We start from the raw sequence: 18,564 nt of genomic DNA, 5'->3' as shown, positions 1-18,564 counted from the left end.
CGAAATCATACACAACACGTTAAACGAACTTCCAAAATCATTTTATAAAAAAATTAAACATTACATTTTTTTTATTCAATAATGTAAAGTATATTTGTCATATAGTAAAAATAATTTGTCTTAATAATACATATATTTGTCATGAATACAAAAAATATAGAACATTGCGAGCGTAACAAATTAGAACGATTTTTAAACAAAATACAACTGCCAAACAGTTTTAAAGCCATAGGTGTTGGTTTAGTTGCGCTTAGCTTTATAGCCTTAACTGTTATTAAATTTATAGACGATGAAGCACTTTGGGTACGACCATTTTTAAAACACGCAATGCTTATTGGTTTATTGGTTATATCGTTATCTAAAGAAAAAATAGAAGATGAACTTATTGAGGTATTGCGCTCTAAGTCCTACGCATTAGCATTTATAATTGGTGTGCTTTACACTTTGTTTCAGCCTTTGGCTAACTATATTGTCGATTTTATTTTAGGTAAGCAAGATACTCCAACCGAAATAGGTTATGTGCAAGTATTGCTATTTATGTTACTAATTCAAGTTGGTTTTTTCGAACTACTAAAACGTAACAGATAATGGAAAACACGATAAAAGTAGAACGTGCTATTTTAAACTTAACACAAGACGAATTGGCTCAAAAAATTGGTGTGTCACGACAAACCATAAACTCTATTGAAGCAAACAGATATGTACCATCAACAGTTTTAGCCTTAAAATTATCAGAGTTGTTTGGGAAACCTGTAAACGATTTTTTTAAGTTAAGCGATAATGATTAATCTAAACTTTCAATAAACCTTTTCATACCAACAGTTGCAGTTTCGGCAATAACAGTTAAGTTATGTTTACTTTCAATAGCTGGTTTTGGGTCGATAAAAAATGTTGGTGTGTGTTCTGGTACATAATGCATTAAACTTGCAGCAGGATACACTTGCATTGATGTGCCTATTATAAGTAAAATATCTGCAGTCATACAAACATCTACAGCAGTATCTATCATAGGTACTGCTTCACCAAACCAAACAATATGTGGTCGTAATTGGTGACCTTTTGAGCAAGTATCACCTAGCTTTATATCTGTTTTGCAATCTATAACACTAAACTCGTCAACAATATTTCTGGCTTTAAGTAATTCGCCATGTAAATGAATAACATTTTTGCTACCAGCACGTTCGTGCAAGTCATCAACATTTTGGGTTACAATAGTTACTTTGTAGTTTTTTTCTAATTCCGCTAAACCAAAATGAGCTGAGTTTGGAGTGACTTCAAATAATTGTCTGCGTCGTTGGTTGTAAAATTCTAAAACAAGTTCTGGATTTGCAGCAAAACCTTCTGGTGTGGCAACTTCCATAACATTATGGCCTTCCCATAAACCATCAGCATCTCTAAAGGTTTTGAGTCCACTTTCAGCACTCATTCCAGCTCCAGTAAGTACAACAATATGTTTCATTAGGTATTAGCCTTTCCAGGTTTTATAAGCATCAGATTTTACTAAATCTTCTAAAACATTAATCCCTGTTTCATCATCTTCTTCAAGGTATTCAATAATGGCATCTTTATCGTATTCTAATTCAACCAGTTTGTTTAAAACTGTTATAGCATCATCATATTTTTGTTGTTTGGTAGTAGCTATTAAATAGCCAGCATACCCTTGAAAAAAGTCAGGATAGTTTTCAATTATATATGCGTAGTAGTTGCTAGCACTTTCATAATCATCACTTAAAAATTCTACATTACCTTTCATGTAGTATAGAAAATCGTCATTAGTTTCTATTTGTAAATTATCAATTAAATCGAAAGCTCTATCGTATTCTTCTTTTAAAATATAATAATCTACCAGAGTTAAATACATTGTTGGGTCGTTATTATGCTTTTCTTTAAGTTCTTCAATAGCTGCAATATAACTCTCATCATCTAATTGGTAACTAATTTGAATTTTGATAAGCAGCAAAAATTTCTCATTCGCCAATTCGCCTTTAATGCTATTTAAAACTTTATAGGCTTTAGCAGGTTTACCACTTCGGTTTAAATTAACTGCTTCAGTAAATTTTTCGTAATCACCAAAATAGTCACCTTTTAAAAACTTAGCTAATTTGTTTTTAGGCAAAGCCGTCATGTACATTCTCGAAAACGTATCTGACAGATGTTCACCACTTAAGTAAATATATAAGTCGCTAAATTTAAACTCTCCATTGTTATCAACAACTCTGTAGTCATGGTAATTAACACCACTTTCTTCAGAGAAAAATCTAAATAGCATGTAATATGTTTTAGCTTCACTTTCGTATCTGTAGCTTATAAAATCGTAATAACCACCATTTTCTACATGAGCAGATAATTTTTTAGGATATTCATCAATACCTTCTAGTAAGCCTTTTAAAAACCCTTGACTGAAAAAATATTGCTCTTTATCATCATTAGTCATTTTGGTTATCTTTTTCCCAAAATCATCTAAATCGAATTTAGAAATATAACCTTCGTTATTACTTTCGTGTATAGAGGTTTCAATAAAGTATCCAAGTTCTTCAACTTTTTTATCGTTGTCTTCAGTTTCTTCAATGGGATTAACCTGAGAGAATAAGGCTGTTGTAATTAAAAGAATAAAAGGTAAAATGAAGCGTGATTTTTGTGCAGGCATTGTAGTAGTTTTAATTATATTGGCTAAATATAAACTTTTTTGAATGATTGATATTGAACTTTTACAACATTTAGAAACTTATCTAACAGAACATAGAAGGCTTCGTTTTGATAATGTGTTACAACAACGTACCAAACATTTTACTGTGGCTACTGAAGATGTTTACCAATTGCATAATACAAGTGCTGTAATACGTAGTTGTGATGTATTTGGCATACAAGAGGTTAATATTATTGAAGAGCGCAACTCTAAACGTATAGACAGAGAGATTGCGATGGGAGCCCAAAAATGGGTAGATTTAAATAGATTTCATTCTGTAAAAGAATGTATAAAAGACTTAAAACAAAAAGGATATCAAATTGTAGCAACAACACCTCATGAAAACGATTGCTTGTTACATGAGTTTGATGTATCTAAAAAAGCTTGTTTTTTCTTCGGTAGAGAAACAGAAGGCTTATCTCAAGAAGTATTAGATGAAGCCGATTGTTATTTAAAAATACCAATGTCTGGTTTTACCGAAAGTTTAAATATTTCTGTATCTGCGGCTATTATTTTACAACACGTAACTACAAAACTAAAGCAAACAGATATTAAGTGGCAATTATCTAAAGAAGAGCAATTAGATTTGCGTTTACAATGGATAAAAAAAACGCTTAAAAGTAGTGATGATATTGTTAAACGGTTTTATGAAGATAAAAATAATCACTAAATTAGTTTAACTAATATAAAACTCAACAACATGATATTCCTTTACATTATTGGAGTAATAACAGCAGTTATTATTCTACTAGCTCTAATAGCACCTAAAACATATCACGTAAAACGTAGTATTGTTGTAAACAAGCCCTTACCTGAAGTTTTTGAATACTTAAAACACATTAAAAATCAAGATTATTGGTCGCCTTGGAAAAAAAGAGATCCTAATATGGAGCAAGAAGCTTTTGGTATAGATGGTACTGTAGGATTTGTAAATAAATGGAGTGGAAATAAAGATGTTGGAGTAGGTGAGCAAGAAATAAAAAGGATAGTTGAAAACGATGTTGTTGAAAGCCAATTGCGTTTTTATAAACCTTGGAAATCGCAATCAGACGCTTATATTAAAGTTAATAAAGTTGATGCTAATAAAACAGAAGTAGTTTGGGGATTTTCTGGTGAAAATAAATTTCCTTCTAGCATTTTTATGATGCTTTATAATATAGATAAGCACGTAGGTAAAGATTTTGAAGAAGGATTAAACAGTTTAAAAGAAATATTAAACAAAAAATAATATGAAACATCCATGACTAAAATTTATACTCACATAGATATAACAATATAGATGTTCCATATGACTATTGAAAAGCAATAAATATTTATATATGAAACATAATATGATAGGTTGGTTTGAAATTCCTGTTAATGACATGAATAGAGCCAAAACGTTTTACGAAGCTGTTTTTAAAGTTGAAATTTCTATTCACGATTTTGGTGGTATGCAAATGGGTTGGTTTCCAGATAGAGGAAATGTTGTAGGTGCTCAAGGCACATTAATAAAGCAAAATACTTATGTACCAAGTAAAGAGGGAACTTTAGTGTACTTTATATGTGATGATTTGCAAAATGAACTAGATAGAGTAGAAGCATCAGGAGGAAAAATATACCAGAAAAAAACGCAAATATCACCAGAACATGGTTATATGGGAGTTTTTATTGATAGCGAAGGAAATAGAGTTGCTTTACACTCTAATAACTAATTAGAGCGACTTTTGCTTAGTACCTTATACTCTTCATAGCATTCGTTAATGGCATCAAGTATTTGAAGGTCGTTAGCTGTTTGAATAAAGTCTTTTGAGTAGTTGCATTGGCTTACAATTTCGTCTAAGTCTAAACGATCGACTTGTAATAATACCATAAGCATTTCTCTATCAAAACGAGAAGCGAGTAAATTTCTAATTTCGTCGTCTTGTTTCATTTGACGAAGCTTACGCAACTCTTTAGGTTTTTTGCCAAATATATTATGTAAAAAATCTGCTGGATTAAAAATAGCGCCTAGCACTTTACTAACACCTGAACCATTATTACCAGCTTCGTAACCTGTTGCTGATAAACCAGAAATACTATATCTGTAATTTGTTTTTATAGGTACTTGTCTAACATCTACAATTAAATATCCAGTAAGTTTTAACTGATTTACAACAACTTCTTCTAATGCTAGTGCTAACTCAGTCATTTCAATATTTGTAGCACCAAACTTAAGCCAGTCGTTAGTAACTCTGACCTTTATAGATTTATAACCTAAATATGAGAAGTGTAAAGTATCATTTGCTTTTGCTCTTATTTCGAAAGCACCTTTATCGTCTGTAGAAGTACCTTTAACCTGATTTAGGTTTACAATATTAACACTCTCTAATGGCTGACTAGTAGTTGTACTTATCACAATTCCTTTTATTGTAGTTTCTTCTTGCGCGTAGCTAAAAGAGATTACAAATACAATTGATAAAAGTAAAAAGAGTTGCTTCATGTGTTAAAAATATGGTATAAAAGTACTAAACAAAACGTAAATACGATATAAACCTTATAAATTTGACTAAATATTAACAAGATGGTTTAAAAAAAAGATTCCTTAAGAACTAATCTCAAGGAATCTTTTAAGTTATAACTAATCTATCCTAGTGTTTAATCTCTTCTTCTAGAACGTCTTGGTCTAGAAAAACTAGATTCAGTTGGTTTAGAATCTGAATTAGCACGTCTGTCTCTTCTGTTTGGTCCAGAAGCGTTTGAATCTGATGAACGTCTAGAACGAGACTCTCCTGAGCTTCTTCTGTCACTTCCACCAGTACGTCTTTCACCTCTTGGTTTAAAGTCTCCACCAGAGCGTCTTTCACCTCTTGATCTATCACCACCACCAGAACGTCTTTTATTTCTGCTTGTTCCGCGACCTTTATCTTCACTAATTTCAACATTTACAAAACGTCCTTCGTGTTTGAAGTCTGTAAAGAATGCTAATATTTTTTCTTGTAATTCTTTTTCAGCATTAAAGAATGAAAAACTTTCTTTTACATCAACTTTAAAGACATCATCTCTACCTAATTCTAAAATTTCTTTTAAGAAATCTTTCAGTTTCATCCAATCGAAACCATCTTTTTTACCAACATTTATAAAGTAACGAGTTGAGTTATCATTACTACCATAATCGCGTCCAGAATCTCTATCAGAATCTCTATCGCTACTACGCGAATCTGTAACATTTAAATTTTTAGATCTTTGGTAGTAGTTATAAAAACGTGTAAACTCTACAGAGAAGAATTTTTTAATCAATTCATCTTTAGAAGTATCTTCAAACAGTTCGTTAATACTGGTTAAATATTTATCAATTTCGTGATTAACTTCAGTATTATGAATTTTATTTGCTAACGACATTAATTGTGTTTCACAAATAGCCATTCCATCAGGAATTTGCTTCAATTCAAATTTCTGGTTAATAATACGTTCAATACTTTTTATTTTACGCACTTCGCTTTTAGAAACAATAACCATTGAGATTCCTGTTTTACCAGCACGTCCAGTTCTACCAGATCTATGTGTGTATGTTTCAGGTTCATCAGGTAATTGGTAATTAATAACGTGAGTAATATCATCAACATCAATTCCACGAGCAGCAACATCTGTAGCTACTAGCATTTGTATTTGGTTTTTTCTGAATGAATTCATTACCAAATCACGTTGATTTTGACTTAAATCACCATGTAATGCTCCAGCGCTGTAACCATCTTCAATTAATTGCTCTGCTACTTTTTGAGTATCACGTTTTGTACGACAAAAAATCACAGAAAAAATATCTGGATTTGCATCTGCTAAACGTTTTAAAGCATCATAACGATCACGAGAATTTACTAAATAGTACTCGTGTGATACTTGGTTTGTACTTTCGTTTTTGTTTCCTACAGTAATTTCCATAGGGCTTTTCATGAATCTTTTTGCAATATTAGATACCTCTTTTGGCATTGTTGCAGAAAATAACCATGTGTTTTTGTCTTCAGGGGTATGAGATAAGATATCTGTAATATCTTCTTTAAAACCCATATTTAACATTTCGTCAGCTTCATCTAAAACTGAATATTCAATTTTTGAAATGTCAACCATATTACGGCTAATCATATCTTTCATACGACCAGGAGTAGCAACGATAATTTGTGCTCCTCTTTTTACTTCTCTAGCTTGATCGCTAATGCTTGAGCCACCATAAATAGCAACTACATTAAGTCCTTTACAGTACTTACCGTAAAGTTTCATCTCGTTTGTAATTTGTAAACAAAGTTCACGAGTAGGAGATAAAATTAAACCTTGAGTGGTTCTGCTATCAATATTAATTTTTTGAAGCATAGGAAAACCAAAGGCAGCAGTTTTACCTGTTCCTGTTTGTGCTAAAGCCACTAAATCTGTGTCTTTTTCTAATAAAATTGGGATTGCTTTTGCTTGGACGTCACTTGGCGTTTCAAAGCCTAAATCTGTAATAGCATGTAAAAGGTCTTCATTAAGACCTAAATCTTTGAATGTGTTCATTCGATTGTAATAAGTATTCGATTATGTTCTTTGGTGTTACAAGAGAAGCGAATCGACATACTTAAACCTAAACTTCTAGTAACACATCCTCACTCTGAGGAATTTCAAGGTGCAAAGATACGCTTTTATATATGATAAATCCTAATTGATAATTATTTGATTTACAATATGTTAAATAGAGTTTAAAAAATCAATCAATAGTTTTACAGCTTTTCCTCTATGACCAATAGTATTTTTTTCTTCTAATGACATTTCAGCAAAAGTTTTAGTATAACCTTTAGCTTTAAAAATGGGATCATAACCAAAACCTTTGTCTCCTTGTTTAGTTTGTGTAATATCTCCTTCACAAATACCTGTAAAGGTTTTTAGTTTGCCGTTGAGATGTAAAGCTATCACTGTTTTAAATTGTGCTTGTCTATTTGTATGTGGTTTTAGCTCGTTTAAGAGTTTATTCATATTATCATCAGCATTTCGTTGTTCTCCAGCATAACGTGCTGAATATACACCTGGTACTCCATTAAGAACTTGTACTTCTAAACCTGTATCGTCGGCAAAACAATCGTAACCATAATTGGTTTTAATATATTCTGCTTTTTGTTTTGCATTGCCTACAATTGTAGTTTGAGTTTCTGGAACATCTTCTAAACAACCAATATCTTCAAGACTTAATAACTTTATGTGCTGTGGAATTAAACACTGTACTTCTTTTATCTTATTATGGTTATTGGTAGCGAAAACGAGTTGCATGTGATTTGTTAATTTGAAAAATCAAAAGTACAATTATAAAGATTTAAACAAAATAATATCCTAACTTCGTTAATTGCTCAACGTCTATCTTCTTAAAAACTTTCCTATCTTTAAAAGCATCAATTAAAACGTATGCATACATTTAATTCACCTTTGGAGGCTTTTTTACACTGGGAAAAAAATACGCCAAACCATGTTTTTTTAAAGCAACCAATTAATGGTAAATTTATTAATTACACTTTTAAAGAAGCAGGAGATGAAGCACGTAGAATAGCTTCACATTTTAAAACACTTAATCTTAAAGAAGGTTCTCATATAGCACTATTATCAAAAAATTGCGCACATTGGGTAATTTCTGATTTAGCGATTATGATGGCAGGATGTGTTTCTATACCTATATATCCTACGCTTAATGCCGATTCTATTAATCAAATACTAATACATAGTGAGTCTAAGGCAATAATTATTGGTAAACTAGACGATTTTGAATCTCAAAAATCAGGTATTCCAAATATTCCTATAATTAGTATTGGAATTTATGGAGAACAAGTTGGTGAGCTATGGGAAGATTTAATTGAAAAACGCAAACCTTTAGACTCTGTTTCTCTACCTGACACTAATAGTTTGCATACTATTATTTATACATCTGGTACTACAGGAACGCCAAAAGGTGTGATGCACACAGCAAGTAATTTTATGGAAAGCTCATCAACGCTAATTACCTTGTTTTCGTTGCCAAATAATTTAAGATTGTTTTCCTATTTGCCATTAGCGCATGTAGCAGAGCGTTTATTAATAAATGCAGGAGTTGTTTTGGGAGCAGCCATTTCTTTTGCTGAATCTTTAGAGACTTTTGCTAAAGAACTAGAAGCAAATCAACCACATTTGTTTTTTGCTGTACCAAGAATTTGGACCAAGTTTAGAGAAAAAATACTTGAGTCTGTATCACAAAAGAAACTTAATATGCTTTTGAAAATCCCACTTTTAAACACGCTTATTAAGAATAAGCTAAAGAAGAAGTTAGGATTAAAAGAAGCTGTATTCATTGCTTCTGCAGCAGCACCTATTGCAGCTGATATGGTTATATGGTATAAAAAACTTGGTATTACTATTCAGCAAGGATATGGCATGACAGAAGATTGCTGTGTGTCTCATTTTAATACACCAAAAGCTAGTAAAGTAGGTACTGTTGGTAAAACACTTTACAATGTAAAAGCAAAACTATCTGCCGAAGGAGAAATTTGTATTAAAAATGACTGTTTAATGAAAGGGTATTACAAAGCACCAGATTTAACTGCTGAAGTATTTGATGATGAAGGCTATTTAAAAACAGGAGATATTGGTGAGTTTGATCATGATGGATTTTTAACCATAACAGGACGAGTTAAAGATCAATTTAAAACCGATAAGGGAAAGTATATTTCGCCTTCACATATTGAGTTATTACTATCTAATAATACAGATGTTGAGCAGATTTGTATTGTTGGAACAGGAATTCCGCAACCTATAGCATTGATTACGCTTTCAGAATTAGGAAAAGCAAAACCTAAAAAAGAGTTTATTACTAGTATAATGAAATCTGTAGAGCAAATAAATCCAACACTAGAAAAACACGAACGATTAGAAAAAGTTGTGGTAATGAAAGAAGATTGGACTGTCGCTAATGGATTGGCAACACCAAGCTTAAAAGTAAAACGTAGTGCCATAGAGAAAATTCATCAAGACTTTTATAAAAGTTGGTTCGATATGGATGAAAAGGTAATCTTTGAGTAGTATATTTGTGAACACTAAAATTATTAATTATGAAAACTGTATTGTATTCTCTATCCCTAATATTGCTTATGAATTGTTCCGAAAAAAAAGAAGTTAAGCTTATAGAACTTTCAGCAGATAACTCATTTAATGTTGCTTTAAATGTCCCTGTAGATTATGCTAAAGTTTCAGGAAAATCAATAGAAGAATATGTTGATGTTACACTTAAAAATGCAGAACAAGCAGTTGAAGCCATTAAACAAATAAAAACACCAACATTTGAAAATACTGTTGTAGAAGGAGATAGAATTACTAGCGAGTTAAGTAAAGCAAGTAACAATGCATTTATGTTGTATTGGGTTTCACCAGATTCGTTAGTTAGAGCTAAAGGGTTGGAAGGGTACCAAAAGCTTAGCTCTTATTTTACAAGCATGGGTTCTGATAATAAATTGTTTAAGCAATACTTAATATTTTCAGAATCGGAAGAATATAAGCAGCTAAAAGCTCACAGAAAACGTCTTGTTGATGATGTTATTGAAAATTTCAAGCAATCTGGTGTTAATTTAAATGCTGAAGATTTAGAAAAATACAAGAAGTTAATAGATGAAATTAATAACTTAACCACACAGTACTCTACAAATATGAATACTGCAAATGAAGTATTGGTATTAGATGAAAATGGAGCTAAAGGGCTACCTGAAGCTTTTAAAGAGAAATACAAAAAAGATAAAGGTTATGAAATTCCTGTGCAAAACTCAACTAGTGCACCTGTTATGAGTAATGCAACATCTTCTGATGTTAGAAAAGCATTTACAACCAAATATTCAAATAGAGGAGCCGACAAAAATTTAGTTATACTAGACTCTTTAGTTAGTAAGCGTTATCAATTAGCAAAATTAATGGGTTATAGCTCTTTCGCTGAATATAATTTAAAACCTAAAATGGCTAAAACCCCTGAAACTGTTTGGAAGTTTATTGATGGTTTGGTTGCAGAGTCTAAAGAAAAGGCAATCAATGATTTAGAAGTATTAAAACAAATTAGGAATAAAGAATTAAAAACACCAAACGACACTAGTGAAGTTAACCCATGGGATTTAGGGTACTATAAAAATCAAATATTAAAAACGCAATATAAAGTCGACAATGAAAGAATGCGCGAATATTTGCCTATGAATGAATGTTTGGCAGGTATGTTTGAGCTTTACCAAGAATTACTAGGATTAGAGTTTAGAAAAATGGAAAATGCTTCAGTTTGGCATGAAGAAGTTGAAGCATACGAAGTTTTTGAAAATGGAAAATTAAAAGGACGTTTTTACCTCGATTTATTCCCTAGACCAAACAAAGAATCATGGTTTTATGGAGTGCCTTTAACAAATGGCAGAATGACTAATGAAGGCTATGAAGTACCAGTATCAATGTTATTAGGAAACTTTACAAGACCAACAGATAAATTACCATCGTTGTTAAGTCATAACGAGTTAAGTACACTTTTTCACGAGTTTGGGCATATTGTAGAAGGCATGTCGTACAATGGAGAGTTTAGTACTCAAGGTAATTCTAAAGCAGATTTTGCAGAAGCAATGTCACAAATTTTTGAAAATTGGATTTTCGATTATGATATTTTAAGCTCATTTGCTAAACATTACGAAACAGGAGAGGTATTTCCTAAAGATATGTTTGATAGTATGATAAGTGCTAAAAATGTATCTTCAGGTTTAGGAGCTCAAGGCTCTTTAAGACGTTGTATTTATGATATGAATTTATACGACAAGTATAATCCAGAAACACCTTTTGATACAGATCAATTATGGCGAGATATTGATAAGCAAATGGGAGTGATGAATAGTTATATTGAAGGGACTCATACTCAAGCAAGTTGGATACATATTAATACACATCCAGTATATATGTATGGTTATTTGTGGTCTGAAGTATTTGCTCAAGATATGTTTACAGTTTTTGAAAAAAATGGACTAAAAGATAAAGCCACTGGGTTACGTTATAGAAATTTAATACTATCTAATGGAAATCAAAGAGATATTCTTGAGGCTGTTGAAGAGTTTTTAGGACGACCTTCAAACAACGAAGCTTATATTAAAAGTTTAGGATTAGAATAATTTTATTTATGATATTCATCATATTCTGTTTAATGCATCATTATTATTTTTGAATTAACAATTAAAACCAAAGCGATGACAATAAATATTCAATATGTAAATATGGCAGCTAGTGAGGCAATGAATGAATATGTCTCTGAAAGATTAAAAAAACTAGGAAAAAAATACGAATGGATAATTAGTGCTCAGGTTCATTTTGAAGTACAACCAGATCCAAAAGGTAAAGGTAAAATATGTAAAATAGAATTAAGCTTACCAGGGCCTCGAATATTTGCTTCTTCTGATGAGAAAAATTACGAATTATCAGTTAAGAACACTATTAGTGATTTAGAAAAACAGCTTAAAAAACGTAAAGAAATTTATAAAACCCACTAAAATTTATCTGTGATGATAAGGTTCATTCTTTAAAATTGTGAATCCTCTGTAAAGTTGCTCTACAATAAACAATCGTATCATTTGATGAGAAAATGTCATTTTAGATAATGATATTTTACCTTGTGATTTGTTATATACTTCTTGTGAAAATCCGTAAGGACCTCCAATAACAAAAACAAGTTGCTTAATACCAGAATTCATGTGTTTTTGTAAGTAACCTGAAAAGCCAACAGAATCCATTTGTTTACCATTTTCGTCTAATAGAATTAAAACATCTGTAGAGCTTATTTTACCTAAAATAAGATCGCCTTCTTTTTGTTTTTGTTGGTCTTCACTTAAGTGTTTTACTTTTTTTAAATCAGGAATAATATCAAATTCAAACTTAATATAAAATCCAAGACGCTTTTGGTAATCGTCAATTAAAGACTGAAGCTCTTTATTATCAGTTTTGCCTATGGCAAGGAGTTTTATTGTCATATGCAAATTTACATTTTTATTAGAATTTGCCTCGAAGTTTTGCTGCAGTAATTTCAATAATTTGTATTTCAATTAGTATTTTAGCAATAAATTACAAACAATGATTTCACAAGAACAATTCAATAAAGAAATAGAACTCATAATTGCTAATGCCATTAGAGAAGATGTAGGCGATGGTGATCATAGCTCGTTAGCTTGTATACCAGCATCTACACAAGGAAAAGCAAAGCTTTTGGTAAAAGATGAAGGCATTATTGCAGGTGTTGAATTTGCTAAAAAAGTGTTTCAATATGTTGATAAAAACATGACAGTAGAAACATTAATTGAAGATGGTAGTAAAGTGAAATATGGAGATATTGTTTTTTATGTTGAAGGTGCCTCACAATCTATTTTAAAAGCTGAGCGTTTAGTATTAAACGCTATGCAACGTATGAGTGCGATTGCTACAAAAACAAGAGTTTTTGTCGATTTGTTAGAAGGTACAGGGACTCAAATTCTCGATACACGTAAAACAACACCAGGAATTAGAGCTTTAGAAAAATGGGCTGTTAAAATTGGTGGTGGCGAAAATCACAGATTTGCATTATATGATATGATTATGCTAAAAGATAATCATATCGATTTTGCAGGAGGAATCACTAAAGCAATAAACAAAACAAAGCAGTATTTGAAAGACACAAATAAGGATTTAAAGATTATTGTTGAGGCCAGAAACCTTAAAGAAATTGAAGAAATTTTAGAGAGTGATGGTGTGTACAGAATTTTGATAGATAACTTTAACTATAACGATACTAAAACAGCAGTAAAACTAATAGGCAAAAAGTGTTTAACAGAATCGTCTGGAGGAATTAACGAAAAAACTGCCAGACATTATGCTGAATGTGGTGTAAATTACATTTCATCAGGTGCATTAACACATTCTGTATATAATATGGATTTAAGTTTAAAAGCGGTTTAAAATGACTAAACCTATTGAAGATAAACTTGATAAAATTCCGATACTAAATGTATTGGTTAGATTTCTTAAAAAAATAAAACCTCCAAGACTAGAAGGTTTATCTCTTTACGATTTATTAGAGTTATACACTATTGGTATTGCAAAAGGAGCTTTAGCTACTCGTGCAAGTGCAATTGCATTTAGTTTTTTTACAGCAATTTTTCCATTCTTGTTATTTATTTTAATAGTAATTCCATACATACCTATTGATGACTTTAAAATAGAATTTTTATCATTTTTAGAATCGTTTTTGCCGCCACAAACATCAGATTTTTTCTTTTCTAATATCTTTGAGAATATTGAAAATAATGAGAGTACAGCAAGAGGAGGATTATTGTCATCAGTATTTATATTGTCAATATTACTTATGGCTAACGGAGTAAATGCCGTGTTTTCAGGCTTTGAAAGTTCTTATCATGAACAATTATCAAGAAATGTATTTAAGCAATATGTATACGCTCTAGGAGTTGCAATAATTTTAGCAATACTTTTAATAGTTACAGTAGCAGTTTTTGGATATTTTGAGATTTATATTATCCAACCATTTTTTGATAGTTTAAATAATAAAGGATTTACCAAAAGCGGAACAGGAGTGTTCTGGGTAGTTTTAGCCAAGTATTTGTTTTTTGTACTCATGGTTTATATTGCAACTGCAATATTGTATTATTTTGGTACTAAAGAAGGAAAAGCATCTAGTTTCTTTTCTTTAGGAGCATTATTTACCACGCTTCTAATTATTTTAACGTCTTATTTATTCGGAATATATATTGATAACTTCTCTAAATACAATGAACTTTATGGTTCTATTGGAGCGTTATTAATACTTCTGTTTTACCTATGGTTAAACTCAAATATTCTGTTGTTGGGTTACGAGTTAAATGCTTCTTTACATCGATTAAAGAAAAACTTTTAGCATTATGGCAAACTTTATAGATGTCATATTGCCAATTCCTTTAGAGAAATCGTTTACTTATAGCATAACTTCGGCTGAAGCAGATTTTTTAAAAGTAGGAATGCGAGTTGCTGTGCCTTTCGGAAAATCTAAAATTTATACTGCTTTAGTATATAAAATTCATAATCAGGAACCTTTAATTTATGAAGCAAAAGAGATTCATCAAATTTTAGATGATAGTCCTGTTGTAACTAAAATTCAGCTTGTACATTGGGAGTGGATAGCTAATTATTATATGTGTACGTTAGGCGAAGTAATGCGAGGAGCATTACCAAGTGCTTTTGTGTTAGAAAGTGAAACTGTTATTAGGAAAAATAATGATGTTGTTATTAATGATGAAGATTTAAAAGATGATGAGTTTTTGGTTTATGAAGCTTTGCATCATCAATCGTCATTGAAGATTCAGGACATTTCTAATATTCTTGATAAAAAGAATGTGCTTCCAGTTATAAAGCGACTTTTAGATAAGAATGCTATTGAAGTAGAAGAAGAGGTTTATGAAAAGTACAAACCAAAATTAGTACGATATGTAAAATTACATACATCATATACATCACAAGAAAAACTTCAGCATCTGCTTGAAGATTTAAGCAGAGCGCCAAAACAACGCGATGTTGTAATGACATTGTTTTCAGTTTCAGCAAAAACAAAGAAACCAGTAAAAGTAACAGACTTATCTGAAGAGAGTGATGCATCTACTGCAATTATAAAGACATTAATAGATAAAGGTATTTTAGAAGAGTACCATATTCAAACAGATAGGGTTTCATATTCTGGTGATGATAATGAAGATAGTAAAGACTTAAACGAACATCAAGAAAAGGCTTTAAAAGAGATATTAGAATCTTATAAAACTCAAAATGTCACATTGCTTCATGGCGTAACATCTTCAGGAAAAACTGAAATTTATGTTAAGCTTATTGAAGATGCAATTGCCAAAGGAAGACAAGCTTTGTATTTGCTTCCTGAAATTGCATTAACAACACAATTGGTTACGCGACTTCAAAATTATTTCGGAGAGAAAGTTGCTGTATTTCATTCAAAATATTCATCTCATGAGCGTGTTGAGGTTTGGTATAATGTACTAAATAATGAAGCAAAAGCTCAAATTGTGTTAGGAGCACGTTCATCTATATTTTTACCATTTAGTAATTTAGGATTAGTAATTGTTGATGAAGAGCATGAATCTTCATATAAGCAATTCGATCCAGCTCCTCGTTATCATGCACGCGATGCAGCTATTGTGTTAGCAGGACTGTTTAAGTCAAAAACCTTGTTAGGCTCTGCTACGCCAAGTCTTGAAAGCTATTTTAATGCACAGCAAAACAAATATGGATTAGTTGAAATAACAAAGCGTTATAACAATGTGTTGATGCCAGAAATTGAGTTGGTTGATATTAAAGATAAACACAAGCGCAAGCGCATGAAAGGTCATTTTAGCGATAGGCTAATTGAAGAAATGACTGAAGCATTGCAAGATGGTCATCAAATTATATTATTCCAGAATAGAAGAGGGTTTTCTCCAATTGTAGAGTGTAACACGTGTGGTCATTCGCCACAATGCTCTAATTGTGATGTAAGTTTAACCTATCATCAATATAAAAATGAATTGCGTTGTCATTATTGTGGATATCATACAGCAATGCTTCAAAATTGCCAAGCTTGTGGTAGCGTAGAGCTCGATTCTAAAGGTTTTGGTACAGAGCAAGTAGAAGAAGAAGCAAAAACCCTATTTCCAGAACATAAAGTTGCTCGTATGGATTTAGATACTACCAGAGGTAAATATGGTTACGATAAGATTATTAATGCCTTTGAGCAACACGAAGTTGATATTTTGGTTGGCACACAAATGCTAACCAAAGGATTAGATTTTAGGAATGTAAAACTTGTAGGTATAATGAATGCTGATAACATGCTCAATTTTCCGGATTTTAGAGCTCACGAGCGTAGTTTTCAATTAATGTTACAAGTATCTGGCAGAGCTGGTAGAACAGATAAGCGAGGTAAAGTGTTAATACAGACTTATAATCCGTATCATCGAATTCTTCAGCAAGTGTCTACCAATAGTTATTTTGAGATGTTTGAAGAACAAATGAATGATAGGCATATTTATAAGTATCCACCAATTTACAGGCTCATTAAAATAACTTTTAAACATAAAGATTATAATAAGGTGAACTTGGCTGCCGAGTGGTATGCAACGTCTTTAAGGCAAGTGTTTAAAACTAATGTATTAGGTCCTGAGTTTCCACCTATTTCAAGAATAAGAAATTTATATCACAAAAATATTTTGGTAAAAATTCCGCAACAACAATCATTAGTAAAAACTAAAGAAGCTATCATTAAAATAAATAATAGCTTCTTTAGTGTGAAAGATTTTAGGGCAATTAGAGTAATCTTAAATGTCGATAATTACTAAATTAAATGTTATTTAAAGCCTCTACTAAATCTGATTTTTTATTTCTACTTAAAGGAATTTCATAAGCACCAACTTCAACATTTTTACTGTTAAAACGGTCTACTTTATCTAGATTTACGATATACGATTTATGTATTCTTAAAAATTTGCCTTCAGGTAATTCTTGTTCAAAAGCTTTCATAGTAGATAATACTACTAAGCTGTTCTCTTCAGTAACTAATTTCACATAATCACCAAGAGCTTCAATCCATTTTATATCTTTGATGTAAACTTTACGCTTTTTTAGATTACTTTTAACAAAAATATGCTCACCATCAGTTTCATTAAAGTCTAACTTTAATTTATGTTGTTCTAGAGCTTTTTCAACAGCAGTGTTAAAACGTTCTCTTGTGATTGGTTTTTGTAAATAGTCAGTAGCATCGTAATTAAAAGCTTTAAAAGCGTATTCGGTTTTACCAGTAACAAAAATAATTTGGGGTTTATTGTTGAGTACATCTAGTAGTTCGAAACCGTTAAGTACAGGCATTTCTATATCTAAGAAGATAAGATCTACTTTATGAGTATTTAGGCCGTTCTTGGTCTCTAGAGCACTACTGTATTCTGCAATAAGGTTAAGAGAGGAATGATTCTCTATTAACTTTACTATCGACAATCGTTGTATTGCAGAATCATCAACTACTACACAGTTTAAAGTCATAACATTTCAATATTTTAGGTTAAGATATCGACAATAGTACAAAAAATTCGGATAAAAACCAAAAAACATCGGTAAAGTGTTTCATTTAACAAAATTTTAACATTTCAAAATAACTAAAAAAATACGTGAAATTATGTTGCCAGAATTAGAAATTATGTCTATTTTTGCAGCCATTTTTAATTATAAACACAATTTTTATGAATCATTATGAAACTGTTTTCATCTTAAATCCCGTTTTATCTGAAACACAGATAAAGGAAACAGTAGAGAAATACGAAGATTTTCTTGTTTCTAGAGGAGCGAAGATGATAGCCAAAGAAGATTGGGGACTAAAAAAATTAGCTTACCCAATTCAACACAAAAAAAGTGGTTTCTATCACTTATTTGAATACACTGTAGATGGTGAAGTTATTTCTCCATTAGAATTAGAGTTTAGACGTGATGAGCGTTTTATGCGTTACTTAACAGTGAAATTAGATAAGCATGCAATTGCTTGGGCTGAAAAAAGAAGAACTAGAAACAAACAAAAAGCGTAATTATGTCATCAATAGAACAACAAGCTAAAGGAAAAAAAGATGGAGAGATTAGATATCTTACGCCATTAAATATAGACACTAGCAAAACGAAAAAATATTGTCGTTTCAAAAAGTCTGGCATCAAGTATATTGATTACAAAGACGCAGACTTTTTATTAAGCTTTGTTAACGAGCAAGGTAAATTGTTACCAAGACGTTTAACAGGAACTTCATTAAAATATCAAAGAAAAGTATCTACTGCAGTAAAAAGAGCTCGTCACCTTGCGTTGATGCCTTATGTAGCAGATTTATTAAAATAATAAAACA

General features: G+C 31.2%; 20 protein-coding genes. 13 read left to right on the top strand and 7 right to left on the bottom strand.

From position 1 onward, the window contains the following. Nucleotides 1–141 precede the first annotated feature (141 nt). Nucleotides 142–588 (top strand): hypothetical protein, encoded by a 447-nt coding sequence (locus IEW41_RS01445; RefSeq protein WP_188604557.1) that lies wholly within the window; start codon nucleotides 142–144, stop codon nucleotides 586–588. Beyond that, nucleotides 588–788 carry a helix-turn-helix transcriptional regulator gene (locus IEW41_RS01440; RefSeq protein ID WP_283635616.1) on the top strand — a complete coding sequence of 67 codons (201 nt, stop codon included), beginning with the start codon at nucleotides 588–590 and terminating at the stop codon, nucleotides 786–788. The genes IEW41_RS01445 and IEW41_RS01440 overlap by 1 nt, the downstream gene beginning before the upstream one ends. Here IEW41_RS01440 and IEW41_RS01435 read toward each other — a convergent pair. Together IEW41_RS01435 and IEW41_RS01430 are read right to left on the bottom strand one after the other, a co-directional pair. After that, nucleotides 785–1,459 (bottom strand): SIR2 family NAD-dependent protein deacylase, encoded by a 675-nt coding sequence (locus IEW41_RS01435; protein ID WP_188604556.1) that lies wholly within the window; start codon nucleotides 1,457–1,459, stop codon nucleotides 785–787. The two genes, IEW41_RS01440 and IEW41_RS01435, sit on opposite strands and share 4 nt — an antisense overlap. 6 nt (nucleotides 1,460–1,465) lie before the next feature. Next, nucleotides 1,466–2,647, bottom strand: a complete 1,182-nt coding sequence (locus IEW41_RS01430; protein WP_188604555.1) for a tetratricopeptide repeat protein — start codon at nucleotides 2,645–2,647, stop codon at nucleotides 1,466–1,468. Between the two features lie 43 nt (nucleotides 2,648–2,690). Between IEW41_RS01430 and IEW41_RS01425 the strand changes: the two genes are divergently transcribed. The 3 genes from IEW41_RS01425 to IEW41_RS01415 all read left to right on the top strand — a co-directional run bounded on the left by IEW41_RS01425 (nucleotide 2,691) and on the right by IEW41_RS01415 (nucleotide 4,380). Further along, entirely contained in the window at nucleotides 2,691–3,356 is a 666-nt protein-coding gene (locus tag IEW41_RS01425) for a TrmH family RNA methyltransferase (protein ID WP_188604554.1), read from the top strand. 30 nt (nucleotides 3,357–3,386) lie between these two features. Continuing rightward, nucleotides 3,387–3,914 carry an SRPBCC family protein gene (locus tag IEW41_RS01420; protein ID WP_188604553.1) on the top strand — a complete coding sequence of 176 codons (528 nt, stop codon included), beginning with the start codon at nucleotides 3,387–3,389 and terminating at the stop codon, nucleotides 3,912–3,914. Nucleotides 3,915–4,005: 91 nt separating this feature from the next. Next, the gene (locus IEW41_RS01415; RefSeq protein ID WP_188604552.1) at nucleotides 4,006–4,380 is read left to right on the top strand and encodes a VOC family protein; all 375 of its coding nucleotides are present in this window, start codon (nucleotides 4,006–4,008) and stop codon (nucleotides 4,378–4,380) included. On the opposite strand, the gene IEW41_RS01410 is transcribed toward IEW41_RS01415, so the two are convergent. The 3 genes from IEW41_RS01410 to IEW41_RS01400 all read right to left on the bottom strand — a co-directional run bounded on the left by IEW41_RS01410 (nucleotide 4,377) and on the right by IEW41_RS01400 (nucleotide 7,936). Further along, on the bottom strand, nucleotides 4,377–5,147 hold the full coding sequence (locus tag IEW41_RS01410) for a carboxypeptidase-like regulatory domain-containing protein (RefSeq protein WP_188604551.1): 771 nt from the start codon (nucleotides 5,145–5,147) through the stop codon (nucleotides 4,377–4,379). The two genes, IEW41_RS01415 and IEW41_RS01410, sit on opposite strands and share 4 nt — an antisense overlap. A gap of 155 nt (nucleotides 5,148–5,302) precedes the next feature. Further along, nucleotides 5,303–7,189: a DEAD/DEAH box helicase gene (locus tag IEW41_RS01405; RefSeq protein ID WP_188604550.1), complete on the bottom strand. Its 1,887-nt coding sequence runs from the start codon at nucleotides 7,187–7,189 to the stop codon at nucleotides 5,303–5,305. Between the two features lie 171 nt (nucleotides 7,190–7,360). Continuing rightward, entirely contained in the window at nucleotides 7,361–7,936 is a 576-nt protein-coding gene (locus IEW41_RS01400) for a non-canonical purine NTP diphosphatase (RefSeq protein ID WP_188604549.1), read from the bottom strand. A gap of 132 nt (nucleotides 7,937–8,068) precedes the next feature. Between IEW41_RS01400 and IEW41_RS01395 the strand changes: the two genes are divergently transcribed. The 3 genes from IEW41_RS01395 to hpf all read left to right on the top strand — a co-directional run bounded on the left by IEW41_RS01395 (nucleotide 8,069) and on the right by hpf (nucleotide 12,180). Then, entirely contained in the window at nucleotides 8,069–9,709 is a 1,641-nt protein-coding gene (locus IEW41_RS01395; RefSeq protein ID WP_188604548.1) for an AMP-binding protein, read from the top strand. Between the two features lie 29 nt (nucleotides 9,710–9,738). Continuing rightward, a complete protein-coding gene (locus tag IEW41_RS01390) occupies nucleotides 9,739–11,805 on the top strand; it encodes a M3 family metallopeptidase (RefSeq protein ID WP_188604547.1) in 2,067 nt (688 codons plus the stop codon). Between the two features lie 75 nt (nucleotides 11,806–11,880). Then, nucleotides 11,881–12,180 (top strand): ribosome hibernation-promoting factor, HPF/YfiA family, encoded by a 300-nt coding sequence (hpf, locus tag IEW41_RS01385; RefSeq protein WP_188604546.1) that lies wholly within the window; start codon nucleotides 11,881–11,883, stop codon nucleotides 12,178–12,180. A 3-nt stretch (nucleotides 12,181–12,183) separates the two neighbouring features. Here the strand turns inward: hpf and rlmH are convergent, their stop codons facing one another. After that, complete coding sequence (gene rlmH / locus IEW41_RS01380) at nucleotides 12,184–12,657, bottom strand: 23S rRNA (pseudouridine(1915)-N(3))-methyltransferase RlmH (RefSeq protein ID WP_188604545.1); 474 nt, start codon at nucleotides 12,655–12,657, stop codon at nucleotides 12,184–12,186. Nucleotides 12,658–12,757: 100 nt separating this feature from the next. Here rlmH and nadC point away from each other — a divergent pair, with 100 nt between their 5' ends. From nadC to priA, 3 genes are read left to right on the top strand one after another with little or no spacing between them, the layout of a single operon-like run. Then, complete coding sequence (gene nadC / locus IEW41_RS01375) at nucleotides 12,758–13,615, top strand: carboxylating nicotinate-nucleotide diphosphorylase (protein WP_188604544.1); 858 nt, start codon at nucleotides 12,758–12,760, stop codon at nucleotides 13,613–13,615. Between the two features lies 1 nt (nucleotide 13,616). Continuing rightward, nucleotides 13,617–14,567 (top strand): YihY/virulence factor BrkB family protein, encoded by a 951-nt coding sequence (locus tag IEW41_RS01370; protein WP_188604543.1) that lies wholly within the window; start codon nucleotides 13,617–13,619, stop codon nucleotides 14,565–14,567. A 4-nt stretch (nucleotides 14,568–14,571) separates the two neighbouring features. After that, nucleotides 14,572–17,025 (top strand): replication restart helicase PriA, encoded by a 2,454-nt coding sequence (gene priA / locus IEW41_RS01365; RefSeq protein ID WP_188604542.1) that lies wholly within the window; start codon nucleotides 14,572–14,574, stop codon nucleotides 17,023–17,025. A 1-nt stretch (nucleotide 17,026) separates the two neighbouring features. On the opposite strand, the gene IEW41_RS01360 is transcribed toward priA, so the two are convergent. Beyond that, entirely contained in the window at nucleotides 17,027–17,722 is a 696-nt protein-coding gene (locus IEW41_RS01360; RefSeq protein ID WP_188604541.1) for a LytR/AlgR family response regulator transcription factor, read from the bottom strand. Nucleotides 17,723–17,919: 197 nt separating this feature from the next. On the opposite strand from IEW41_RS01360, the gene rpsF reads away from it, so the two are divergent. Together rpsF and rpsR are read left to right on the top strand one after the other, a co-directional pair. Beyond that, entirely contained in the window at nucleotides 17,920–18,258 is a 339-nt protein-coding gene (gene rpsF, locus IEW41_RS01355) for a 30S ribosomal protein S6 (protein ID WP_188604540.1), read from the top strand. Continuing rightward, nucleotides 18,258–18,557 carry a 30S ribosomal protein S18 gene (gene rpsR / locus IEW41_RS01350; RefSeq protein WP_188605568.1) on the top strand — a complete coding sequence of 100 codons (300 nt, stop codon included), beginning with the start codon at nucleotides 18,258–18,260 and terminating at the stop codon, nucleotides 18,555–18,557. Before rpsF ends, rpsR begins: the two co-directional genes overlap by 1 nt. Nucleotides 18,558–18,564: the final 7 nt, after the last annotated feature.

Source organism: Aquaticitalea lipolytica (assembly GCF_014641635.1).
GTDB classification, from domain to species: domain Bacteria; phylum Bacteroidota; class Bacteroidia; order Flavobacteriales; family Flavobacteriaceae; genus Aquaticitalea; species Aquaticitalea lipolytica.
Note: the sequence above shows the minus strand (reverse complement) of the source record. Positions and strands in the feature narration are given on the sequence as shown.